Genomic DNA, 17,352 nt, shown 5'->3' on the forward strand with positions numbered 1-17,352 from the left:
TTGGGCAGGACACCGGGAGATTGCGCGTTTCCATGAAAACCGGACGCGCTCGCACCGTGTTTTCGTCAGCCTAACGTCGAGGGGGACATCGCCGCGGCTCTGGCGCTATCTTCGCCGCAGTGCAACATTCAGATTGCTCTGCAATACGGGGAAACGCCATGACCGCGACGAAGCCCGACGGCCGGCAGACGGCACAGCGCGACAAGCCCACCCCGCGCGACAAGCCCACGCCGCGCGACAAGCCCTGGATCTTCCGCACCTATGCGGGCCATTCCGACGCATCGGAATCCAACAGGCTCTATCGCAACAACCTCGCCAAGGGGCAGACCGGCCTCTCCGTCGCCTTCGACCTGCCGACGCAGACCGGCTACGACCCCGACCATGTGCTGGCGCGCGGCGAGGTCGGCAAGGTCGGCGTGCCGATCAGCCATCTCGGCGACATGCGGGCGCTCTTCGCCGATATCCCGCTCGCCCAGATGAACACCTCGATGACGATCAATGCGACGGCGGCCTGGCTGCTCTCGCTCTATATCGCGGTGGCCGACGAGCAGGGCGCAGCCCGCAACGCGCTGCAGGGCACGACCCAGAACGACCTCGTCAAGGAATACCTCTCGCGCGGCACCTATGTCTTCCCGCCGCGCCCCTCGATGGCGCTCACCACCGACATCGTCGTGTTCACGGCCCGCGAATTGCCGAAATGGAACCCGACCAATGTCTGCTCCTATCATTTGCAGGAGGCCGGCGCCTCGCCGGTGCAGGAGCTCTCCTTTGCGCTGGCGACCGCGATCGCGCTGCTGGATTCGATCCGGGCGCGGCCCGAGGTCTCGGCCGAGGAGTTCCCCGAGGTCGTCGGGCGCATCTCCTTCTTCGTCAATGCCGGCATGCGCTTCGTCACCGAACTCTGCAAGATGCGGGCTTTCGTCGAACTCTGGGACGAGATCACGCTTGGCCGCTATGGCGTCGCGGATGAGGCGATGCGTCGCTTCCGCTATGGCGTGCAGGTCAACTCGCTGGGCCTGACCGAGCCCCAGCCCGAAAACAATGTCTATCGCATCCTGATCGAGATGCTGGCTGTGACGCTCTCCAAGAAGGCGCGCGCCCGGGCCGTTCAGCTCCCGGCCTGGAACGAGGCGTTGGGATTGCCGCGCCCCTTCGACCAGCAATGGTCGTTGCGCATGCAGCAGGTGCTGGCCTATGAGACCGATCTGCTCGAATTCGGCGACATCTTCGACGGCTCCACGGTGATCGACGCCAAGGTCGCCGATCTCAAGGCTGCAGCCCTCGAGGAGCTGGCCAAGATCGCCGATATGGGCGGCGCGCTGGCGGCGATCGAGACCGGCTATATGAAGCAGGCGCTGGTCGAGAACGGCGCCCGCCGGATCGAGGCGATCGAGCGTGGCGAGCAGATCGTCATCGGCGTCAACAAATTCACCAATAGCGAGCCCTCTCCGCTCTCGGCCGGCGAAGGCAATGTCGTGACCGTGCCGGATTCGGTTGAATTGGAGGCGGTCGGCCGGCTCAAGGCCTGGCGCTCGGCCCGCGATGCGAAGGCTGCGGAAACCGCGTTGGCGGAACTGGCCTCCGCGGCGAAGGAAACGCGTAATGTCATGCCGGCCTCGATCGCCTGCGCCAAGGCCGGCGTCACCACCGGTGAATGGGCCCAGACCCTGCGCGAGATCTTTGGCGAGTACCGCGCCCCGACAGGGGTGGACACGACCAAGCTCGGCGACGATGCGGGCCTGGCCACGGTCAAGGCAGCGGTCGCCCGCGCCACTGAAAAGCTCGGCCGCCCGCCGCGCTTCCTCGTCGGCAAGCCGGGGCTCGACGGCCATTCCAACGGCGCCGAGCAGATCTCCGTGCGGGCCCGGGATGCTGGCATGGCGGTGAGCTATGGCGGCATCCGCCAGACGCCCGAGGAGATCGTGGCGCAGGCCCAGGAAACCGACGCCGACATCATCGGCCTGTCGATCCTCTCGGGCTCGCATCTGCCGTTGGTGCGTGACGTCACGGCGCGCCTGCGCGTCGCGGGCATGACCACTCCCGTCGTGGTCGGCGGCATCATCCCGCCCGATGACGAGAACGCCCTGCGCAATATGGGGGTGGCTGCGGTCTACACGCCGAAGGATTTCGCCCTGGACGGCATCATCGCGGATGTGGCGGGGCTGGCGGCGAAGGGGCGGTAGCCCGCTTGTCATTCCGGGGCGTGCCAAAGGCACGAACCCGGAACCCACGACCGGGCGAGACGGAAAACCCGTCATGGTCGGCCTTGTGCCGACCATCCACGCCTTCCCTCGGCGAATTCTGTGTTCAAAAGACGTGGATTCTCGCCACAAGGGCGAGAATGACGCTGGAGCAAAGGGCGCGCCCGGTCGTGGGTTCCGGGTTCGGCCCTTCGGGCCGCCCCGGAATGACAGGTCACACCATCCCCACCGTCTTCAGCTGCTGATATGCCTTCAGGATCTCCTGGAGCGTGCCTTCGCGCGAACGGTCGCCGCCATTGGCGTCGGGGTGGAAGCGCTTCACCAGTTCCTTGTAGCGCGCCTTGATCGCGGCGGAATCGGCCGTGATGTCGAGATTGAGAGCCTCGAGCGCCTTCCTGGCGACAACTCCGACGCGCGGCTCCGGATTGGCCGCCTCCTGGGCGCGCCGGGAGCCGAAGATGTTGAAGCCGTCCTGTACATCGGCCTCGCCACCACCGGCCACGCGCCCGCGCTGCGCCATCCGCGCCGCCTTGGAGTTGACGCCGAGCTTCCAGGTCGGCCGATGGCCGATCTCCTCCTGCTTCGCGTAGGCGGCCAGCGCCTCGTCATCCATGCCGGCGAAATAATTATAGGTCGCGTTGTAGGCCTTCACATGCTCCATGCAGAACAGGAAGAACTTGCCCTCGCGGCCACGCCCTTGGGGCGCGCGGAATTCGCCCACCCGGGAACAGCCGGCGTGGTCGCAGCGGGGCGCATCGGATTCCTCGACCGCTTCCGCCTCGGAAGGGCCGATCCTGATACGGTCGAAAAGGCGTGAGTTGAAGTTCATGCTCGAATGGTTATGAGACGCGCAATCGGAACCGGCAAGTGCGGCGCAACATGCACCAGCCGATCCCTCCTATGACGACCGGAAGAATGTCGCGATCATGACCGCAATGGCTGAACGGATTACCAAGAAGCTGGAAAGCGCCTTGTCGCCGCAGCGCTTGAAGGTGATCGATGAATCGCACCAGCATCAGGGCCATGGTGGTTGGCGCGAAGGCGGCGAGACGCATTTCAGGGTTGATATCGTGTCGGAAGCCTTTTCCGGCAAGAGCCGGTTGGAGCGTCACCGCCTAGTCAACGCCGCGCTGGCGCAGGAGCTGGCGGATGGCGTGCATGCGTTGGCGATCGTGGCTCGCGGTCCCGGCGAGGCGTGACACCGCCCTCTGGCCGCGCTTTCAGGGCGTGATCAGCCTGATCGACGGAAAATAGCTTCGATAGCGCGTCGGGTCGCGGGTGAGGAGCGGTAGTTGCGCTGCAGCAGCGTGCGCACCGATGAAAAAATCAGACAGAACGCCAGTGCGTGTTCCACCTGAGGAACGGTAGCGGCGATAGGCCTTCCCCGCGAGAAACAAGGCGCCGCGCGGCATCTGCAGCAACTCCACCCGAGCGTAACTCAACGCCTCGTCAACCGCATCGACCGTCTCAAAACGGACCGACAGCTCCGAATAGATGACATCGTTGATGGCGAGCCCTCCAGCAAGCGCCAAACGGTCGAGTTGATTAGCTGACCAGCCCGCCCATCGCGGGTCGTCGGTGAAGGGATCGAACAGGATATTGCTGTCGACGAGCGTCACTCAGTCGTCGCCACGCAACATCGCCATGAGTTCGTCGGTGCTGGGACCAGGCCCGGCTATCCCACGAAGAGCTTCGAACCGGCTCTTCGGCTCCGCTCCGTCGACCTTCCGAAGCGTGATTTTGCCGTCAGTCTCCATCCGGAAATCGACAGCGCTTCCCGGAACGATACCGAGCCGATCGCGCACCGGCTTCGGGATCGTGACCTGGCCCTTGCTTGTGACAGTCGTTGCCATGGCAGCCTCTGTATTACTAACCATCCGGAAGGTAATACCTCGCCATCTCTCACACAAACCCGCGCCGGCTTGGGAGCTCTCAGCTCTCCGCCCGCTCCGGGGTGAACGCATAGACCACCGCCGCTCCCAGCAGCAGCGCCGCAAACCCCCAATGCAGGTTGGCGAAGGTCGTGGCCGCGTCGAAGCCTGAGGCGCGCTGGGTCGCGATGAACCAGCCCGAGCCGGACTGGAGCAACGCCGCGCCCGAGATGAACAGGAAATTCACCGCCGTCATGCCGCGCCCGAGCAGGTGAGCCGGGAAGAAGATGCGCGCATGCGCCATCAGGACAGCATAGGTGAAGCCGACAGCTCCGATCGCCGAGAACAGCACCACGGCCAGCGCAGCCGAGGAGCCCCCTGTCAGCGCCAGCAAGGCGAAGGCGACCGCCGTCGCGACCGTGCCCCAGAGCACCAGCGGCTTGACCCGCCCGACAAATTTTTCGAGCCCGCCATAAAGGAAGGCGCCGCCGACCATCGCGAGCGCCATCGCGGTCGCGGCATTGCCGGCGGTGATGGCGTCGAAGCCATGGACGTCGCCCATGAAGGGAGCGATCCACAAGCCCCGCGCTGTCGCCACGATGGCGTAGCCGATCAGGGTGATCGGCGCGAGCAGCCAGAGCGGCCGCAATCGCAGGATACTGGCGAGCCCCTCGACCAGGCCCTCAGCCTTGCCGGAAGCGCTTTCCGCCCGTGGCGGATCGCGCAGCAGCATGGCGGCCAGCAGCGTCGCAACCAGGAAGCATGCCGCCATCACCAGCATCGCCGTCCGCCAGCCATAATGCGCCGAAGCCAGCGCCAGCGGCCCGGCCGCGAGGATATTGCCGAGCGAGCCGAGGCCGATCAGCACCGAAGTCAGGAAGGCGAAGCGCGCCGGCTCCGCCGTCCGTGCGAACAGGAACAGCGAGGCCATGAAGATCGGCGCGCAGCCGATGCCGATCAGCGCCATGGCGAACGTCCCCGCCAGGGCATTGCTCGCCATGGCAAAGAGCACCGCGCCGACCGAGCCAACCGCCATCGCGACCGAGACCGTTCGCCGCGGTCCAAGCCGGTCGAGCGCCCAGCCGATGGGGAATTGCGAGACGGCGAAGGCGATGAACCAGGCCGCGCCGAGAAAGCCGAGTTCGCGCGGCCCTATCCCCAGATCCGCCATCACCGGGTTGGCGATGACGCTCAGGAACGACCGGTAAAAGATCGAGAGGAAATAGGCCGGCAGCAGCGCGAGGAAGACGGTCACGGCTCGAACAAGTGTCTCGGCCGCGTCACTTGATCCGCTCGAGCACCGAGACGTAGTTGGCGACCGCCGCCCCGCCCATGTTGAAGATGCCGCCGAGCTTGGCGTCATGCACCTGCATGCCCTCCGGCGCCTCGCCGACGAGCTGCATCGAGCTCAGCACATGCATCGAGACGCCGGTCGCGCCGATCGGATGGCCCTTGGCCTTGAGACCGCCGGAGACATTGACCGGCAGCTTGCCGTCCTTCTGGGTCCAGCCTTCCTTGATCGCGCGCGCGCCGTCGCCTTGCCGGGTCAGGCCCATCGCTTCGTATTCGATGAGTTCGGCAATGGTGAAGCAGTCATGCGTCTCGACGAAGGAGAGATCGTCGAGCGTGACGCCGGCCTGCGCCAGCGCCTGCTTCCAGGCCACGGTACAGCCGTCGAACTTCAGGATGTCGCGCCGCGACAGCGGCAGGAAGTCCTGGACATGGGCCATGCCGCGGAAACCGACGGCGCGGCGCATGCCCATCGCAGTCTCCTCGTCGGCCAGCACGATCGCTGCCGCGCCGTCAGAGACCAGCGAACAGTCCGTGCGCTTCAGGGGACCGGCGACGTAAGGGTTCTTCTCGCTTTCCTCGCGACAGAAGGCGTAGCCCAGATCCTTGCGCATCTGCGCATAGGGGTTGTCGACGCCGTTCTTGTGGTTCTTGGCCGCGATCATCGCCAGCGCGTCCGACTGGTCGCCATGGCGCTGGAAATAGGCGGCCGCGATCTGGCCGAAGACGCCGGCAAAACCGCCGGTCGTCTCGCCCTCCTCCTTGAGATAGGAGGCCTTGAGCAGGAACCTGCCGATATCGGCGGAGGGCGTCTTGGTCATTTGCTCGACACCGACGACGAGCACGATCTTGGCATCACCCGCCTTGATCGCGCGCACGCCCTGATGCACCGCGGCCGAACCGGTGGCGCAGGCGTTCTCGACGCGGGTGGTCGGCTTGAAGCGCAGCGCCGGATCCGCCTGCAGCACGAGCGAGGCGGTGAAATCCTGCGCCGAGAACCCGGCATTGTAGTGCCCGAGCACGATCTCATCGACCTGGTCGGCCGTGATCCCGGCATCGACCAGCGCGTCGGTGGCGACCCGCACGATCAGGCTTTCAATGGTCTCGGCATCCTGCTTGCCGAACGGCGTGTGGGCCCAGCCGACGATCGCAGCGCTCATGACGTTCTCTCCTTAAAGACCAGCTTTTCAGTCTAAGTGCGCTTCGCAAGCGCACCCTGCAAGCCGGCAGAAGCGCATTTCTACCGTGCGCGGAAAGAGGGGCCACGATGCGGACCTTGAGATGGGTCTTTCCGTCTCTTTGCCGATCGAAATCGGAACGAAGACGTCAGGAGATCGCCAGCAGCAGCAACGCGCCAACGCCGAGAACGATCAGCGCCATTCCCACCAGCTCGCGCCGGCTCGTGCCTTCCGCGAAGATGCGGCGCGAGGCGATCTGCGCCAGCGGCACCTCGATCAGCGCAAGCGTGCGCACATTGGCGGCGCTGGTCAGCGAGAAGCCGATGAACCAGCATTGCGAGGCGGCAGCGCCCAGAAAGCCGGCCGAGAGCGAGCGGCGCCAGTTGCGCAGGCTCAGAACCAGGGCCGGGCGGTTCGCGACCAGCATGTAGAGCGTCAGCAGCACGGTCTGGAGCGTCAGGCCAAGCGCCAGGATCGTCGTGGCGCGGATGAAGAAGCCGCCCTCCGGCAAAGCCTGGATCGCGCCACGAAAGCCGATGGCCGAGAGTGCGAAGAAGGCTCCCGACCCGATGCCGAGCACAGCCGGGCGCATGCCCGCCGCGGTCAGCTTCTGGCCGGGCTTCCAGGATACGACGATGACGCCGATCGTCGCGACAATGATCGCCGCGAATTTTCCCCAGCCGAGCGGATCGCCCAGCAGCAGCGCCCCGAAGATCGCCACCTGCACGGGCTCAGTCTTGGTGTAGGCGGTCGTCACGGCGAAGGAATGCGTGCGCATTGCCGCCAGCATCAGCGCGGTCGCGGCGATCTGCGCCAGCGCGCCGCCGAGCGCGAAGGCAAGCACCTTGCCGTCGATCCCCGGCGGCAGCCGGGCCGCGACGAGGCAGACCAGGACCAGAAACAGCAGCGCAAAGGGCAGGCCGAACAGGAAGCGCACCTGCGTTGCACCCACGACGCCGATGATGTCGGTCAGGGAACGCTGCGTCAGATTGCGCGCGGTCTGCAGGAGCGAGGCCGCGATCGTCGCGGGAATCCAGAGAAGGGCGAGGCTCACGCGGCGTAATCCATCACGAGGTTGCAGGCCTTTTGGACCCCAGGCCGCGACTAGGCAAATCGCTCCGCTCCGGGTAGGTATGCGTCTGCGGACGGACGAAAACCTCCGCCGTCTCGAAAATGCCGCACGCGTCGCGTTGAACCCGCCAGTCTCCGTCTCCGCGTCCCCACAGGTTCAAGACCGCACGATGATCTCATCCCGCTTTGCCGCCGTCCTCGCCTTTGGCCTTCTCGCCGGCCCCGCAGCGGCCGGCACCAGCCTCGTGATCGACGCCTCCAGCGGCGCGGTTCTCTCCGCCGAGAATCCGAGCCAGGCCTGGCACCCGGCTTCGACGACGAAGATGATGACGACCTATCTCGCCCTGAAGGCGGTGCGCGAGCGGCGGCTCAGCCTGGAGACCGCGATCCCGGTCTCGAAGCTTGCCGCCGGCCAGCCGCGCGTCAAAGTCTATATCAAGGCCGGGCAGGAGATCACGCTCGACAACGCCTTGCGCATCATGCTGGTCAAATCGGCCAACGACATCGCCTATGTCATTGCCGAGGGCGTCGGCGGCAATGTCGAGACCTTTGTCGGCATGATGAATGCGGAAGCCGCGCGGCTGGGCATGCGCGACACCCGTTTCACCAATCCCAATGGCTGGCACAGCCCCGAGCAGCAGGTCAGCGCGCGTGATCTCGCAATCCTCGCCATGGCGCTGATGCGCGAATTCCCGGATTACTCAGACTACTGGAACACGCCCTCGGTCCAGCTCGGCAAGCAGGTGCTGAACAACACCAACGGGCTCGTCGGCCGCTATTCCGGTATCAACGGCATGAAGACCGGCTTCGTCTGCGCCTCGGGCTTCAATGTGGTCGCGACCGCGACACGTGGCGGCCGCACCTTGATCGCAGTCGTGCTGGGCGCACTCTCGGGCGCCGAGCGCACCGTGAAGGCCGCGCAGCTGCTGGATGAAGGTTTCGGCAAATGGGGCGGCCTCGGCTACGACGTTGCCTCCCTTCCCGCCAGCGGAACCCGTGCCCCCAATATCTGTGACGATGTCCGCCGCAAGGGCGGCGGAGCTGCGCTCGCCGACGATGTCGACGTTTCCGGGCCGATCTCCGCTCTGACGATGGCGGGCGGGGTCGGCGGCAACGCCGATGGCGCCGGCGACCGTTTCCTGGCCATGAGCCCGCAGCCGCGCGCGACCGGCGCCATGCTGTCGCGCGCGCCGTCGGGCCGCATCGTGCTGGGTCCGCGCGCCGAGACCACGCCCGTTCCCGTCGCCTTCGGCCGCACGGCGGGCTCGGCTTCCGCCCCGCTGGCGGCCAATGCCACGGGCCGGCCCGACAGCCAGTTCGCGCGCGGCGCGGCACCGGTGATCGCACCCGACAAGCCTGTCGCCGCCAGCCTGTTCGGCGGCGGCACGCCGGGCCTGTTCAGCGACTCACGGCCCCGCACAGCCTCCAGCAATGGCGGCATCCCGGGAGCGACCACCGCCTTCGCGCCGACAGGTGGCGCGGCGCAACCGCCGGCCGATGCCTTCCAGGCCGGACCTCTGAAGCTCCAGGGCGCCGTGCAGCCGGGCAAGGCAACGGCCTCGAGCCTGCGCCCCGGTGCAGCTTCCGGCATCAAGCCCGCAGCCCGCCCGCCGGCCAAGCCCCTGCTCGCCAAATCCAAGGCCGACAGCAAGACCGATCCCAAGACGGAGCCCAAGAGCGAGACGGAGAAGGCCAAGCCCAGCGCGGCCGCAGCCAAGCTCCAGCCCGCCAAGCCGCCGGCGAAGACCAAGGCTACGCCTGCGCCCAAGCCCAAGCCGAACGACGACGCCTGAGCCACAGGCCTTGACCGCCGATCGCGACCGCGCCGCCAGGCAGCACGGGTTCCTCTTCGCCCTCGGCTCGGCGGCCGCGTACGGCACCAATATCGTCAGCGCCCAGATCGCAGGACAAGCCGGCCTCAGCGGGCCGCTGCTGGTATTCTACCGCGTCTTCCTGATGCTGGCGCTCGCAAGCTTGGCCGCCCTGCTCTGGCGCGCCTCGCTCGCCGTGCCACGCGGCGAGCGCCGGGCCCTGGCCTTGTTCGGCTTCGCCAGCGCGGGGGTCGGCTGCGCCTATCTCTCCTCGGTCGCCTTCGTGCCGGTCAGCGTCGCCGCCGTCGTCTTCTACACCTTCCCGATCCTGATCATCCTGGCCGAGCCCCTGCTCACCCCGGCCCGCTTCAGCCCGGACCGACTGGCGGTGGCGGTGCTCGCCTTTGCCGGGGTTGCGATGGTGCTCGGGCCGGACCTCCACGGCCTCGACCCGCGCGGGCTCATGCTCGCGCTGGCGGCAAGCGTGCTCGCCGCGACGCAGTTCTTCGCTGCCAATGCCAGCCCCACGACCCCACTGCTACCCCGCCTGTTCTGGTCACATCTGATGATCATGCCGATCGCCGCCGGCATCCTTGTCCTGACGGGCGGATTCCTGCCGCCCGGCGCGCTGGCGCTCGCGCCCGGCGCGGTCGCGGTGACGATGGGCGGCTACCTGATCGGCTTCCTGCTCCAGGTCCTGGCCCTGATGCGCGTCGCTCCCGGGAATGCCGGCCTCGCCTTCTGCGCCGAGCCGGTCTTTGCCGTCGCGGTCGCAGCCCTCATGCTCGGCGAACGCCTCGGCGCCTTGCAATATGCCGGCGGCGCCCTTGTCGTGGCCGCGATCATGGCTAATGTAATACTAGAACAAAATCGACGCCTCCTGGCGCCGGCCTGAAGCCAGAAGCCCAGACGCATGACCGGCCCCGAGACCAGACCCGCCCCGATCCCGCTGACCCTGCTGACCGGCTTCCTCGGCGCCGGCAAGACGACGCTGCTGAACCGCCTGCTCAAGGACCCAGCGCTCGCCGAGACCGTCGTCATCGTCAATGAATTCGGCGAGGTCGCCCTCGATCACCTGATGATCGAGGGCGTCGAGGAGAACATGATCCTGCTCGCCTCCGGCTGCCTCTGCTGCACGATCCGCGACGATCTCATCGTCACGCTGGAGGATCTGCTGCGCCGCCGGGACAATGGCCGGATCGCGCCGTTCCAGCGTGTGGTGATCGAGACGACAGGCCTCGCCGACCCCGCGCCGATCCTGAACGTGCTGATCAACCACCCCTATCTCGCCATGCGCTTCAAGCTCGACGGCGTGGTGACGCTGGTCGACGCCGTCAATGGTATGGCGACGCTCGACGCCCATGAGGAAGCGGTGAAGCAGGTCGTCGCGGCCGACCGCCTCATCCTGACCAAGGCCGACCTCGCCCCCAATGAGGCCGAACTCGCTCCACTGCGCGACAGGCTGGCCGCGCTCAACCCGGGCATCACCTTGCTGAAGCCGGATGCAGCGGCGCAAGCTCTCGTCGGTTCCGGGCTCTACGACCTCGCCGAACGCCCGCAGATGCTACGGCAATGGCTCGCCGATGAGGCTCTCGGCAAGGCCGATCACCATCATGGCCAGGACCATGCTCATGACGGCCATGCTCATGACGACCATCACGGACACGGCCACGACCATCATCACGGGCATGAGCATCACGACGTGAACCGGCACGATGCCAGCATCCGCGCCTTCGCGCTCACAGCCGATACGCCGATCGCACAGGCGACCTTCGATCTGTTCTGGACCCTGCTGCGCTCGACGCATGGCCCCAAGCTGCTGCGATTGAAGGGGCTGGTGAACCTCGCCGAGCAGCCCGGGCAGCCCCTGCTGGTCCATGCCGTCCAGCAGATCCTGCACCCGCCGCTCCTGCTCGAGGCCTGGCCGGACGCCGACCACCGCTCCCGACTTGTGCTCATCGTCAGGGATATCGACCCCAGCGTGGTGGAGCGGCTCTGGGCCGCCTTTCTCGGGCAGACATCCCGCGCCAGAGCTGCAGCCCCCGGCCATAATGTCACGGCCTGAGGCAGGAGCCTTACGGCCCCATTCTTGAAGTCCTCCCGACCGGGGATTGCTCCCAACGCCGCGCCGTGCCGATCCGGCACAAGCCCGCGCCAGGACGATCCAGCACAGCGGCGGGCAGGATCGGATGAATCAGATCATCGCTTTGAAGGGCATTGTTCCGGGCGGCCTCACAGCCCATGCCGCACCCGCGCCGAGCCGCCCGCAAATCGCAGCCATCACGACCGAGATCCGCCTGCTCTCCGCCTGCGGCGAGATCCGGCAGGCCTGGACGGAGCTCGCCGCGCGCGCGATCGAGCCCAATCTGTTCTTCGAACCGGATTTCGCGCTCGCGGCAGCGCAACACCTCATCGCCTTCCGCAACGTCGCGGTGCTGCTCGCCTGGCAGGGCGCAGCCGGCACCCCGCAGCGACGCCTTCTTGGCCTGATCCCCTGCTTTCCGCGCAACCGGTTATTCGTGCCCGACGAGCTGATCGGGTTCTCCGACCCGCGCATCTTCAACGGCGCGCCATTGCTCGACGCCGCGCAGGCGCAAGCCGTCCTCGCGGCCATGCTAAGCCTGCGCCGGGGCTGGGTGCTGGAGGGGCGCGGGCTCGTCCTGCGCCAGATCGACATGGCAAGCCCCCTGATCGCGCCGATCCGGCGCGCGGCCGAAGCGCTCAGGCTGAACACGACCCTGAGCCCTGCGAACCCGCCGATCCGGCCACGATACGGCGTGCCGACGCCCAACGACATCGAGGCGATGCAGCACGCCCTGGCGCGGCGCGGCAAACTCGAACTGGTCGAGGCCAGATCGCGCACGGAACTGCGTGACGCGATCGAGATCCTGCTGGCGATGGAGGCTTCCGGCCCGAAAGGCCGCGCCGGCAAGGCGGTCTTGCAAGACACTCGCGAGGTCGGCTTCCTGCGCGCCATGACGCGGGCGCTTGCCCGTTGCCGGCAATCCCGTGTCGCCCTGCTGACGCTGGACGGGCGGCCGATCGCCGGTGCGCTGGTCATCGGGCGGGCAAAAGACGGTTGGCTCTACATGGCCGCGCGAGACGAGGGCGAAGCGCCCTTCTTCCCCGGGCAAGTCCTGCTCGCATTGATGCGGCAGGCGGCGCCGGACCGGACGATCCTGCAGCCGGTGCCGCCAGCCAGCGGGCCGGACGCCGTCGGTTTTGGCGAAATACGGCTCTCGCCCCGGGCCACAGGCAAGCCGCGCGATCTCGCCGGCCGGGCGCGCGCGGCGCTGCGGCGCGGCCTCAGGCTTCCGCCCGCAAGAGCCGCCGGATGATCTTGCCGGTGGTGGTGAGCGGCAACTCATCGCGAAACGCGATCTCGCGCGGATATTCATGCGCGGAGAGCCGCTTGCGCACGAAGGCCTGAAGCTCGGCGGCGAGCGCCTCGGACGGCTCGCGGCCGGCTTTCAACACGATGAAGGCCTTGACGATCTCGGTCCTGAGCGCGTCAGGCTTGCCGACGACGGCCGCAAGCGACACCGCCTCATGCTTCAGCAGGCAATCCTCGATCTCGCCCGGCCCGATGCGATAGCCCGACGAGGTGATGACGTCGTCGTCGCGGCCGATGAAGCGGACATAGCCTTGCGCATCCTGAACGCCCTGATCGCCGGTCGTCATCCAGTCGCCGATGAATTTTTGCGCCGTCGCCTCGGGCCTGCGCCAATAACCCAGGAACATCACTGGATCAGGCCGACGCACGGCGATCTGGCCCTCCTCATCAGCCGCGCAGATGGAGCCGTCGGGACGGATGATGGCGACCTTATGGCCCGGCACCGCCTTGCCGATGCTGCCCGGCCGGCTGACGCCGATCGCAGCGCAGGAGGCGAGCACGAGATTGCACTCGGTCTGGCCATAGGCCTCGTTGACGGTCAGCCCCAGCGCCTCGCGCCCCCAGGCCAGGGTCTCGGCGCCCAGCGCCTCCCCGGCCGAAGCGATCGTGCGCAGCTTGAGCGCGAAGCGCTCGCGCGGCCTGTCGACGCTGCGCAGCATCCTGAGCGCGGTCGGCGGCACGAAGGCGTTGCGAATGCCGAGATCGGCGATCAGGCGATAAGCCTCCTCCGGCTCGAAGCGCGTTACCGGCCGCGCCACGACGGCGACGCCGAAATGCAAGCTGGGCAGCAGCATGTTGAGCAAGCCGCCGGCCCAGGCCCAATCGGCCGGGGTCCAGGCAAGGTCGCCCGGTTGGGGCAGGAACTCATGCGGCATCTGCACACCCGGCAGATGGCCCGGCAGAACCCGATGGCCATGCAGCGCGCCCTTGGGATTGCCGGTGGTGCCGGAGGTGTAGATCATCAGGGCCGGGTCGTCTGGACCGGTATCGACGGCTGTGAAATCCGGGCTCGCCTGCGCCAGCAGGTTTCCCCAATCCTGCGCCGCGCCCCGCGCGCCGTCGGTCGAGATCACCAGGCCGAGTTCGGGCAGCGGCTCGGCGATCTGCCCGACCTTGGTGAGCCCGGCCGCATCCGTGATCAGGACCTTGGCGGCAGCATCGCCCAGCCGGTAGGCCAGCGCATCGACCCCGAACAAGGCTGCCAGCGGCACCGCGATGGCGCCGAGTTTGTAGGCGGCGAGATGCGCGATCAGCACGCTGCGCCCCTGCGGCAGCAGGATCGCGATCCGGTCGCCCCGCTCGACACCGCGCGACCTTAGCGCATTGGCGAGCCGGTTCGACTGCTCGCGCAGATGCCCGAAGCTGACCGGGCTCACGCGCCAATCCTGCGAGACCTCGATGATCGCCGTGCGCTGCGGCTCGGCCTCCGCCCAGCGGTCGCAGATGTCGACGGCGATGTTGTAACGGGCGGGGATGCGCCAGCGGAAGGCCGCACGCAAGCCGTCATAATCGCGCAGATCGGGTAGGATCAAAATTGGAGGTCCAGTTGAAAAAGCGCGGCACGATAGGCAGCACGATCGCGCCTGTCACCTAACCGTCAATGCGAGCGCAGCGAAGCAAATCCAGGCCACCCGCTCGATGCCCCCTGGATTGCTTCGCGGAGCCTGTACTCGGGCTTGCCGAAGGCAAGACCCGGGTGCTCGCAATAACGAGGGGTCGGTCAGCAACCGCTCAGCCATTGCCCATCTGCGAGCGCTTGGCCCAGCCGGTCATGCGGCTCTCGACCACATCGACGATAGCGACCAGGAACACGCCGAGCACCGCGAGCACGATCAGCGCGGCGAAGATCAGCGGCACATTGAAATCGGCCGAGGCGCGCGTGATCAGATTGCCGAGGCCGAGATTCGAAGCGTTCTGCTCGCCGATCACCGAGCCGACATAGGCGAGCGTGATCGAGACCTTCAGCGCCCCGAACAGATAGGGCAGCGAGCGCGGGATGCCGACCTTGGTCATGATGTCGAGCCGGCTCGCGCCGAGCGCCTTCAGCACATCCTCGGTCTCGGGCTCGATCGTGGCGAGCCCCGTCGCGACATTGACCACGATCGGGAAGAACGAGATCACGAAGGCGGTCAGCACCGGCGGCAGCCAGCCGACGCCGAACCAGATCACCAGGATCGGCACGACCGCGACCTTCGGGATCGAGTTGAAGCCGACCAGAAGCGGGTTCAGCCCGGCATAGATCAGCTTCGACGAGCCGACGAGAAGCCCCAGCGCCAGCCCGAACACGATCGACAGGGCAAAGCCCAGCGACGTCATCCAGAGCGTGTGGAAGGCGTTGGTGTAGAGCGGCTTCTGGTACTGGACGAGCGCCGCCCAGACCGACGAGGGTGGCGGCAGGATGAAAGCCGAGATGGCGAAGACGCGGCAGGCAATCTCCCAGATCGCGAAGAAGGCCAGCGTGAACAGATAGGGCGCGAGCCTGAGCCAGGTCGAGCGGGTCATGCAGATGCTTCCCCGTCATTGCGAGCGCAGCGAAGCAATCCAGGGGGACGTCGAGCAAGCCCTTCTGGATTGCTTCGCTTCGCTCGCAATGACGGAATGGCTTGACCAGTCACGCCGCTGCCCTCGCCTCGCGGATATGGCCGCGCAGTTCCTGCACGATCCCGGCGAAGTCCGGCGTGTAGGTGATGTCGAGGTCGCGCGGGCGGGCAAAGCCGATCTCGCGCTCGGCGATGATCCGGCCCGGCCGCGCCGACATGCAGAACACCCTGTCGGCCAGGAACACCGCCTCGCGCAGGTCATGCGTGACCAGGATCACCGTGACGCCGCGCTGCGCGTGCAGATCGCGGATCACGCACCAGAGCTCCTCGCGGGTGAAGGCGTCGAGCGCCCCGAACGGCTCGTCCAGCATCAAGAGCTTCGGCTCATGGATCAGCGAGCGGCAGAGCGAGGCGCGCTGCTGCATGCCGCCCGAGAGCTGCCAGGGGAATTTGGAGCCCATGCCCTTGAGGCCGACCGTCTCCAGCAGCATCTCGGCGCGAGCGACGTATTCGGCCTTGTTGGCGCGCAGACGAGAGCGGTGCGGCTGGACGATCTCAAGCGGCAGCAGCAGGTTCTCCAGCGTCGTGCGCCAGGGCAGCATCACCGGGTTCTGGAAGGCCATGCCGGTGATCTTGATCGGCTCGACAACCTCCTTGCCGGCGACGATCACCGCGCCGGATTTCGGCCGCTGCAAGCCGGTGGCGAGCTTCATCAGCGTCGACTTGCCGCAACCCGATGGTCCCACGATCGCGGCGAACTCGCCTTCCCTGACCCTGAGCGACAGCCCTTCGACGGCGGGTGCGCCCACGCCGCCGCCATAGACATGGGTGACATCGTGGAGCTCGACGAAAGCGCTCAGAACACACGCTCCACCGAAGCTGGCAGGAAGCTGTCCACGAAGGCATCGCCCGCCTTCGCCTTGTCCTTGAAGGTGAAAGTCAGGCCGATCTGCTCGACGGCGCGCTCCCAGCGGGCCTTGTCGATGCCGCCAAACCCATTCGCCTTGACCCAAGGCGTCACCACATTCTGCTCCAGCGTCATCTTGAGACGCTCGAGCTCGACCTCGACCTTGGCGACGTCGTTGCGCTTGATCACCAGTTGCGCCCCGAGATCGGGATTGGCGAGCGTCTCCTTGACGCTCCTAGTGATGGCCCGCAGCAGACCGCGCACGGCTTCCGGCTTCTCGGCCATGAACTTGGGCGAGACCATGATGGCATTGCCATAGAGCTCGACGCCGTAATCGGCCATCAGCATGACGACGATGTCGTCGACCGGCACGCCGCGCGATTTCAGGTTGATATAGGAGGAGTTGGCGAAGCCGAACACGGCGTCGACCTCGCCCGAGGCCAGCATCGGCTCGCGCACGGGGAAGCCGACATTCTCCAGCCGCATCTTGCTGTCGTCGAGCTTGTTGACGGTCTTGAAGATCGGCCATTGCGCGAAGGCGGCGTCGGCCGCCGGAGCGCCGAACTTCTTGCCCTCCAGGCTCTTCACATCGGCCGTGACGCCGCGGCTCTTGCGGCCGACGATCGAGAAGGGCGGCCTGTCATAGACCATCATGACGGCTTTGAGATCGACCGATGGATTCTCGTCGCGGAAACGGATCAGCGAGTTCACATCGCCAAACCCAGCATCATAGGTGCCGGACGCCACGCGCGGGATTGCCTCGCGTGAGCCATTGCCGGTGTCGATCGTGACGTCGAGCCCCTCGGCTTTGAAATAACCCTTCTCCTGCGCCATCAGGAACAGCGCCGCCGGCCCCTCAAAACGCCAGTCCAGCGTGAAGCGCACCGCCGTCTGGGCATTCGCGCCATGCAACCCGGCAAGGAAGGCTGTCGTGACGAGCGCGCCGGCAGCCGCCAGGCGGGCGAACCGCCGCAGCGGCAGCGATCCGGCGGCAGCGTGCAGAACCTTGAACATCGTGATCTCCGAAGGGGCGAGATTGAAGTCTTGATTTCAGGACCGTCCAGCAAGGGCCGTGCCGGTCGCAATTGT

The 17,352-nt window shown here is 66.8% G+C and carries 16 protein-coding genes; 6 read left to right on the forward strand and 10 right to left on the reverse strand.

From position 1 onward, the window contains the following. The first annotated feature begins 158 nt into the window (after positions 1 to 158). Entirely contained in the window at positions 159 to 2,183 is a 2,025-nt protein-coding gene (locus BHK69_RS28685) for an ethylmalonyl-CoA mutase (protein WP_083269737.1), read from the forward strand. A 232-nt stretch (positions 2,184 to 2,415) separates the two neighbouring features. Here the strand turns inward: BHK69_RS28685 and BHK69_RS28690 are convergent, their stop codons facing one another. After that, positions 2,416 to 3,030: a J domain-containing protein gene (locus BHK69_RS28690; RefSeq protein WP_069693089.1), complete on the reverse strand. Its 615-nt coding sequence runs from the start codon at positions 3,028 to 3,030 to the stop codon at positions 2,416 to 2,418. A gap of 97 nt (positions 3,031 to 3,127) precedes the next feature. On the opposite strand from BHK69_RS28690, the gene BHK69_RS28695 reads away from it, so the two are divergent. Further along, positions 3,128 to 3,400, forward strand: a complete 273-nt coding sequence (locus BHK69_RS28695; RefSeq protein WP_069693090.1) for a BolA family protein — start codon at positions 3,128 to 3,130, stop codon at positions 3,398 to 3,400. Between the two features lie 21 nt (positions 3,401 to 3,421). Here the strand turns inward: BHK69_RS28695 and BHK69_RS28700 are convergent, their stop codons facing one another. The 5 genes from BHK69_RS28700 to BHK69_RS28720 all read right to left on the reverse strand — a co-directional run bounded on the left by BHK69_RS28700 (position 3,422) and on the right by BHK69_RS28720 (position 7,594). After that, positions 3,422 to 3,820, reverse strand: coding sequence for a type II toxin-antitoxin system VapC family toxin (locus tag BHK69_RS28700; RefSeq protein ID WP_069693091.1), 399 nt, complete (start codon positions 3,818 to 3,820; stop codon positions 3,422 to 3,424). Beyond that, positions 3,821 to 4,054 (reverse strand): AbrB/MazE/SpoVT family DNA-binding domain-containing protein, encoded by a 234-nt coding sequence (locus BHK69_RS28705; RefSeq protein ID WP_069694041.1) that lies wholly within the window; start codon positions 4,052 to 4,054, stop codon positions 3,821 to 3,823. A gap of 79 nt (positions 4,055 to 4,133) precedes the next feature. After that, positions 4,134 to 5,327, reverse strand: coding sequence for an MFS transporter (locus BHK69_RS28710; protein WP_069693092.1), 1,194 nt, complete (start codon positions 5,325 to 5,327; stop codon positions 4,134 to 4,136). 25 nt (positions 5,328 to 5,352) lie between these two features. Beyond that, positions 5,353 to 6,522, reverse strand: a complete 1,170-nt coding sequence (locus BHK69_RS28715) for an acetyl-CoA acetyltransferase (protein ID WP_069693093.1) — start codon at positions 6,520 to 6,522, stop codon at positions 5,353 to 5,355. A 166-nt stretch (positions 6,523 to 6,688) separates the two neighbouring features. Next, complete coding sequence (locus BHK69_RS28720; RefSeq protein ID WP_069693094.1) at positions 6,689 to 7,594, reverse strand: EamA family transporter; 906 nt, start codon at positions 7,592 to 7,594, stop codon at positions 6,689 to 6,691. Positions 7,595 to 7,781: 187 nt separating this feature from the next. On the opposite strand from BHK69_RS28720, the gene BHK69_RS28725 reads away from it, so the two are divergent. From BHK69_RS28725 to BHK69_RS28740, 4 genes are all read left to right on the forward strand, one after another. After that, positions 7,782 to 9,404, forward strand: coding sequence for a D-alanyl-D-alanine carboxypeptidase family protein (locus tag BHK69_RS28725; protein ID WP_069694042.1), 1,623 nt, complete (start codon positions 7,782 to 7,784; stop codon positions 9,402 to 9,404). A 10-nt stretch (positions 9,405 to 9,414) separates the two neighbouring features. Next, a complete protein-coding gene (locus BHK69_RS28730) occupies positions 9,415 to 10,317 on the forward strand; it encodes a DMT family transporter (protein ID WP_069693095.1) in 903 nt (300 codons plus the stop codon). A gap of 18 nt (positions 10,318 to 10,335) precedes the next feature. Continuing rightward, complete coding sequence (locus BHK69_RS28735) at positions 10,336 to 11,487, forward strand: CobW family GTP-binding protein (protein WP_069693096.1); 1,152 nt, start codon at positions 10,336 to 10,338, stop codon at positions 11,485 to 11,487. 124 nt (positions 11,488 to 11,611) lie between these two features. Then, positions 11,612 to 12,760 carry a GNAT family N-acetyltransferase gene (locus BHK69_RS28740; protein WP_069693097.1) on the forward strand — a complete coding sequence of 383 codons (1,149 nt, stop codon included), beginning with the start codon at positions 11,612 to 11,614 and terminating at the stop codon, positions 12,758 to 12,760. Here the strand turns inward: BHK69_RS28740 and BHK69_RS28745 are convergent. From BHK69_RS28745 to BHK69_RS28760, 4 genes are all read right to left on the reverse strand, one after another. After that, positions 12,729 to 14,345, reverse strand: a complete 1,617-nt coding sequence (locus tag BHK69_RS28745; RefSeq protein ID WP_069694043.1) for an acyl-CoA synthetase — start codon at positions 14,343 to 14,345, stop codon at positions 12,729 to 12,731. The genes BHK69_RS28740 and BHK69_RS28745 overlap by 32 nt on opposite strands. 202 nt (positions 14,346 to 14,547) lie before the next feature. Continuing rightward, positions 14,548 to 15,318 (reverse strand): ABC transporter permease, encoded by a 771-nt coding sequence (locus BHK69_RS28750; RefSeq protein ID WP_069693098.1) that lies wholly within the window; start codon positions 15,316 to 15,318, stop codon positions 14,548 to 14,550. A gap of 109 nt (positions 15,319 to 15,427) precedes the next feature. Further along, a complete protein-coding gene (locus BHK69_RS28755) occupies positions 15,428 to 16,216 on the reverse strand; it encodes an ABC transporter ATP-binding protein (protein ID WP_069694044.1) in 789 nt (262 codons plus the stop codon). Continuing rightward, positions 16,213 to 17,277 carry an ABC transporter substrate-binding protein gene (locus BHK69_RS28760; RefSeq protein WP_069693099.1) on the reverse strand — a complete coding sequence of 355 codons (1,065 nt, stop codon included), beginning with the start codon at positions 17,275 to 17,277 and terminating at the stop codon, positions 16,213 to 16,215. The genes BHK69_RS28755 and BHK69_RS28760 overlap by 4 nt, the downstream gene beginning before the upstream one ends. Positions 17,278 to 17,352 lie beyond the last annotated feature (75 nt).

Source organism: Bosea vaviloviae, assembly GCF_001741865.1.
In the GTDB taxonomy this organism is placed as follows: Bacteria; Pseudomonadota; Alphaproteobacteria; order Rhizobiales; family Beijerinckiaceae; genus Allobosea; species Allobosea vaviloviae.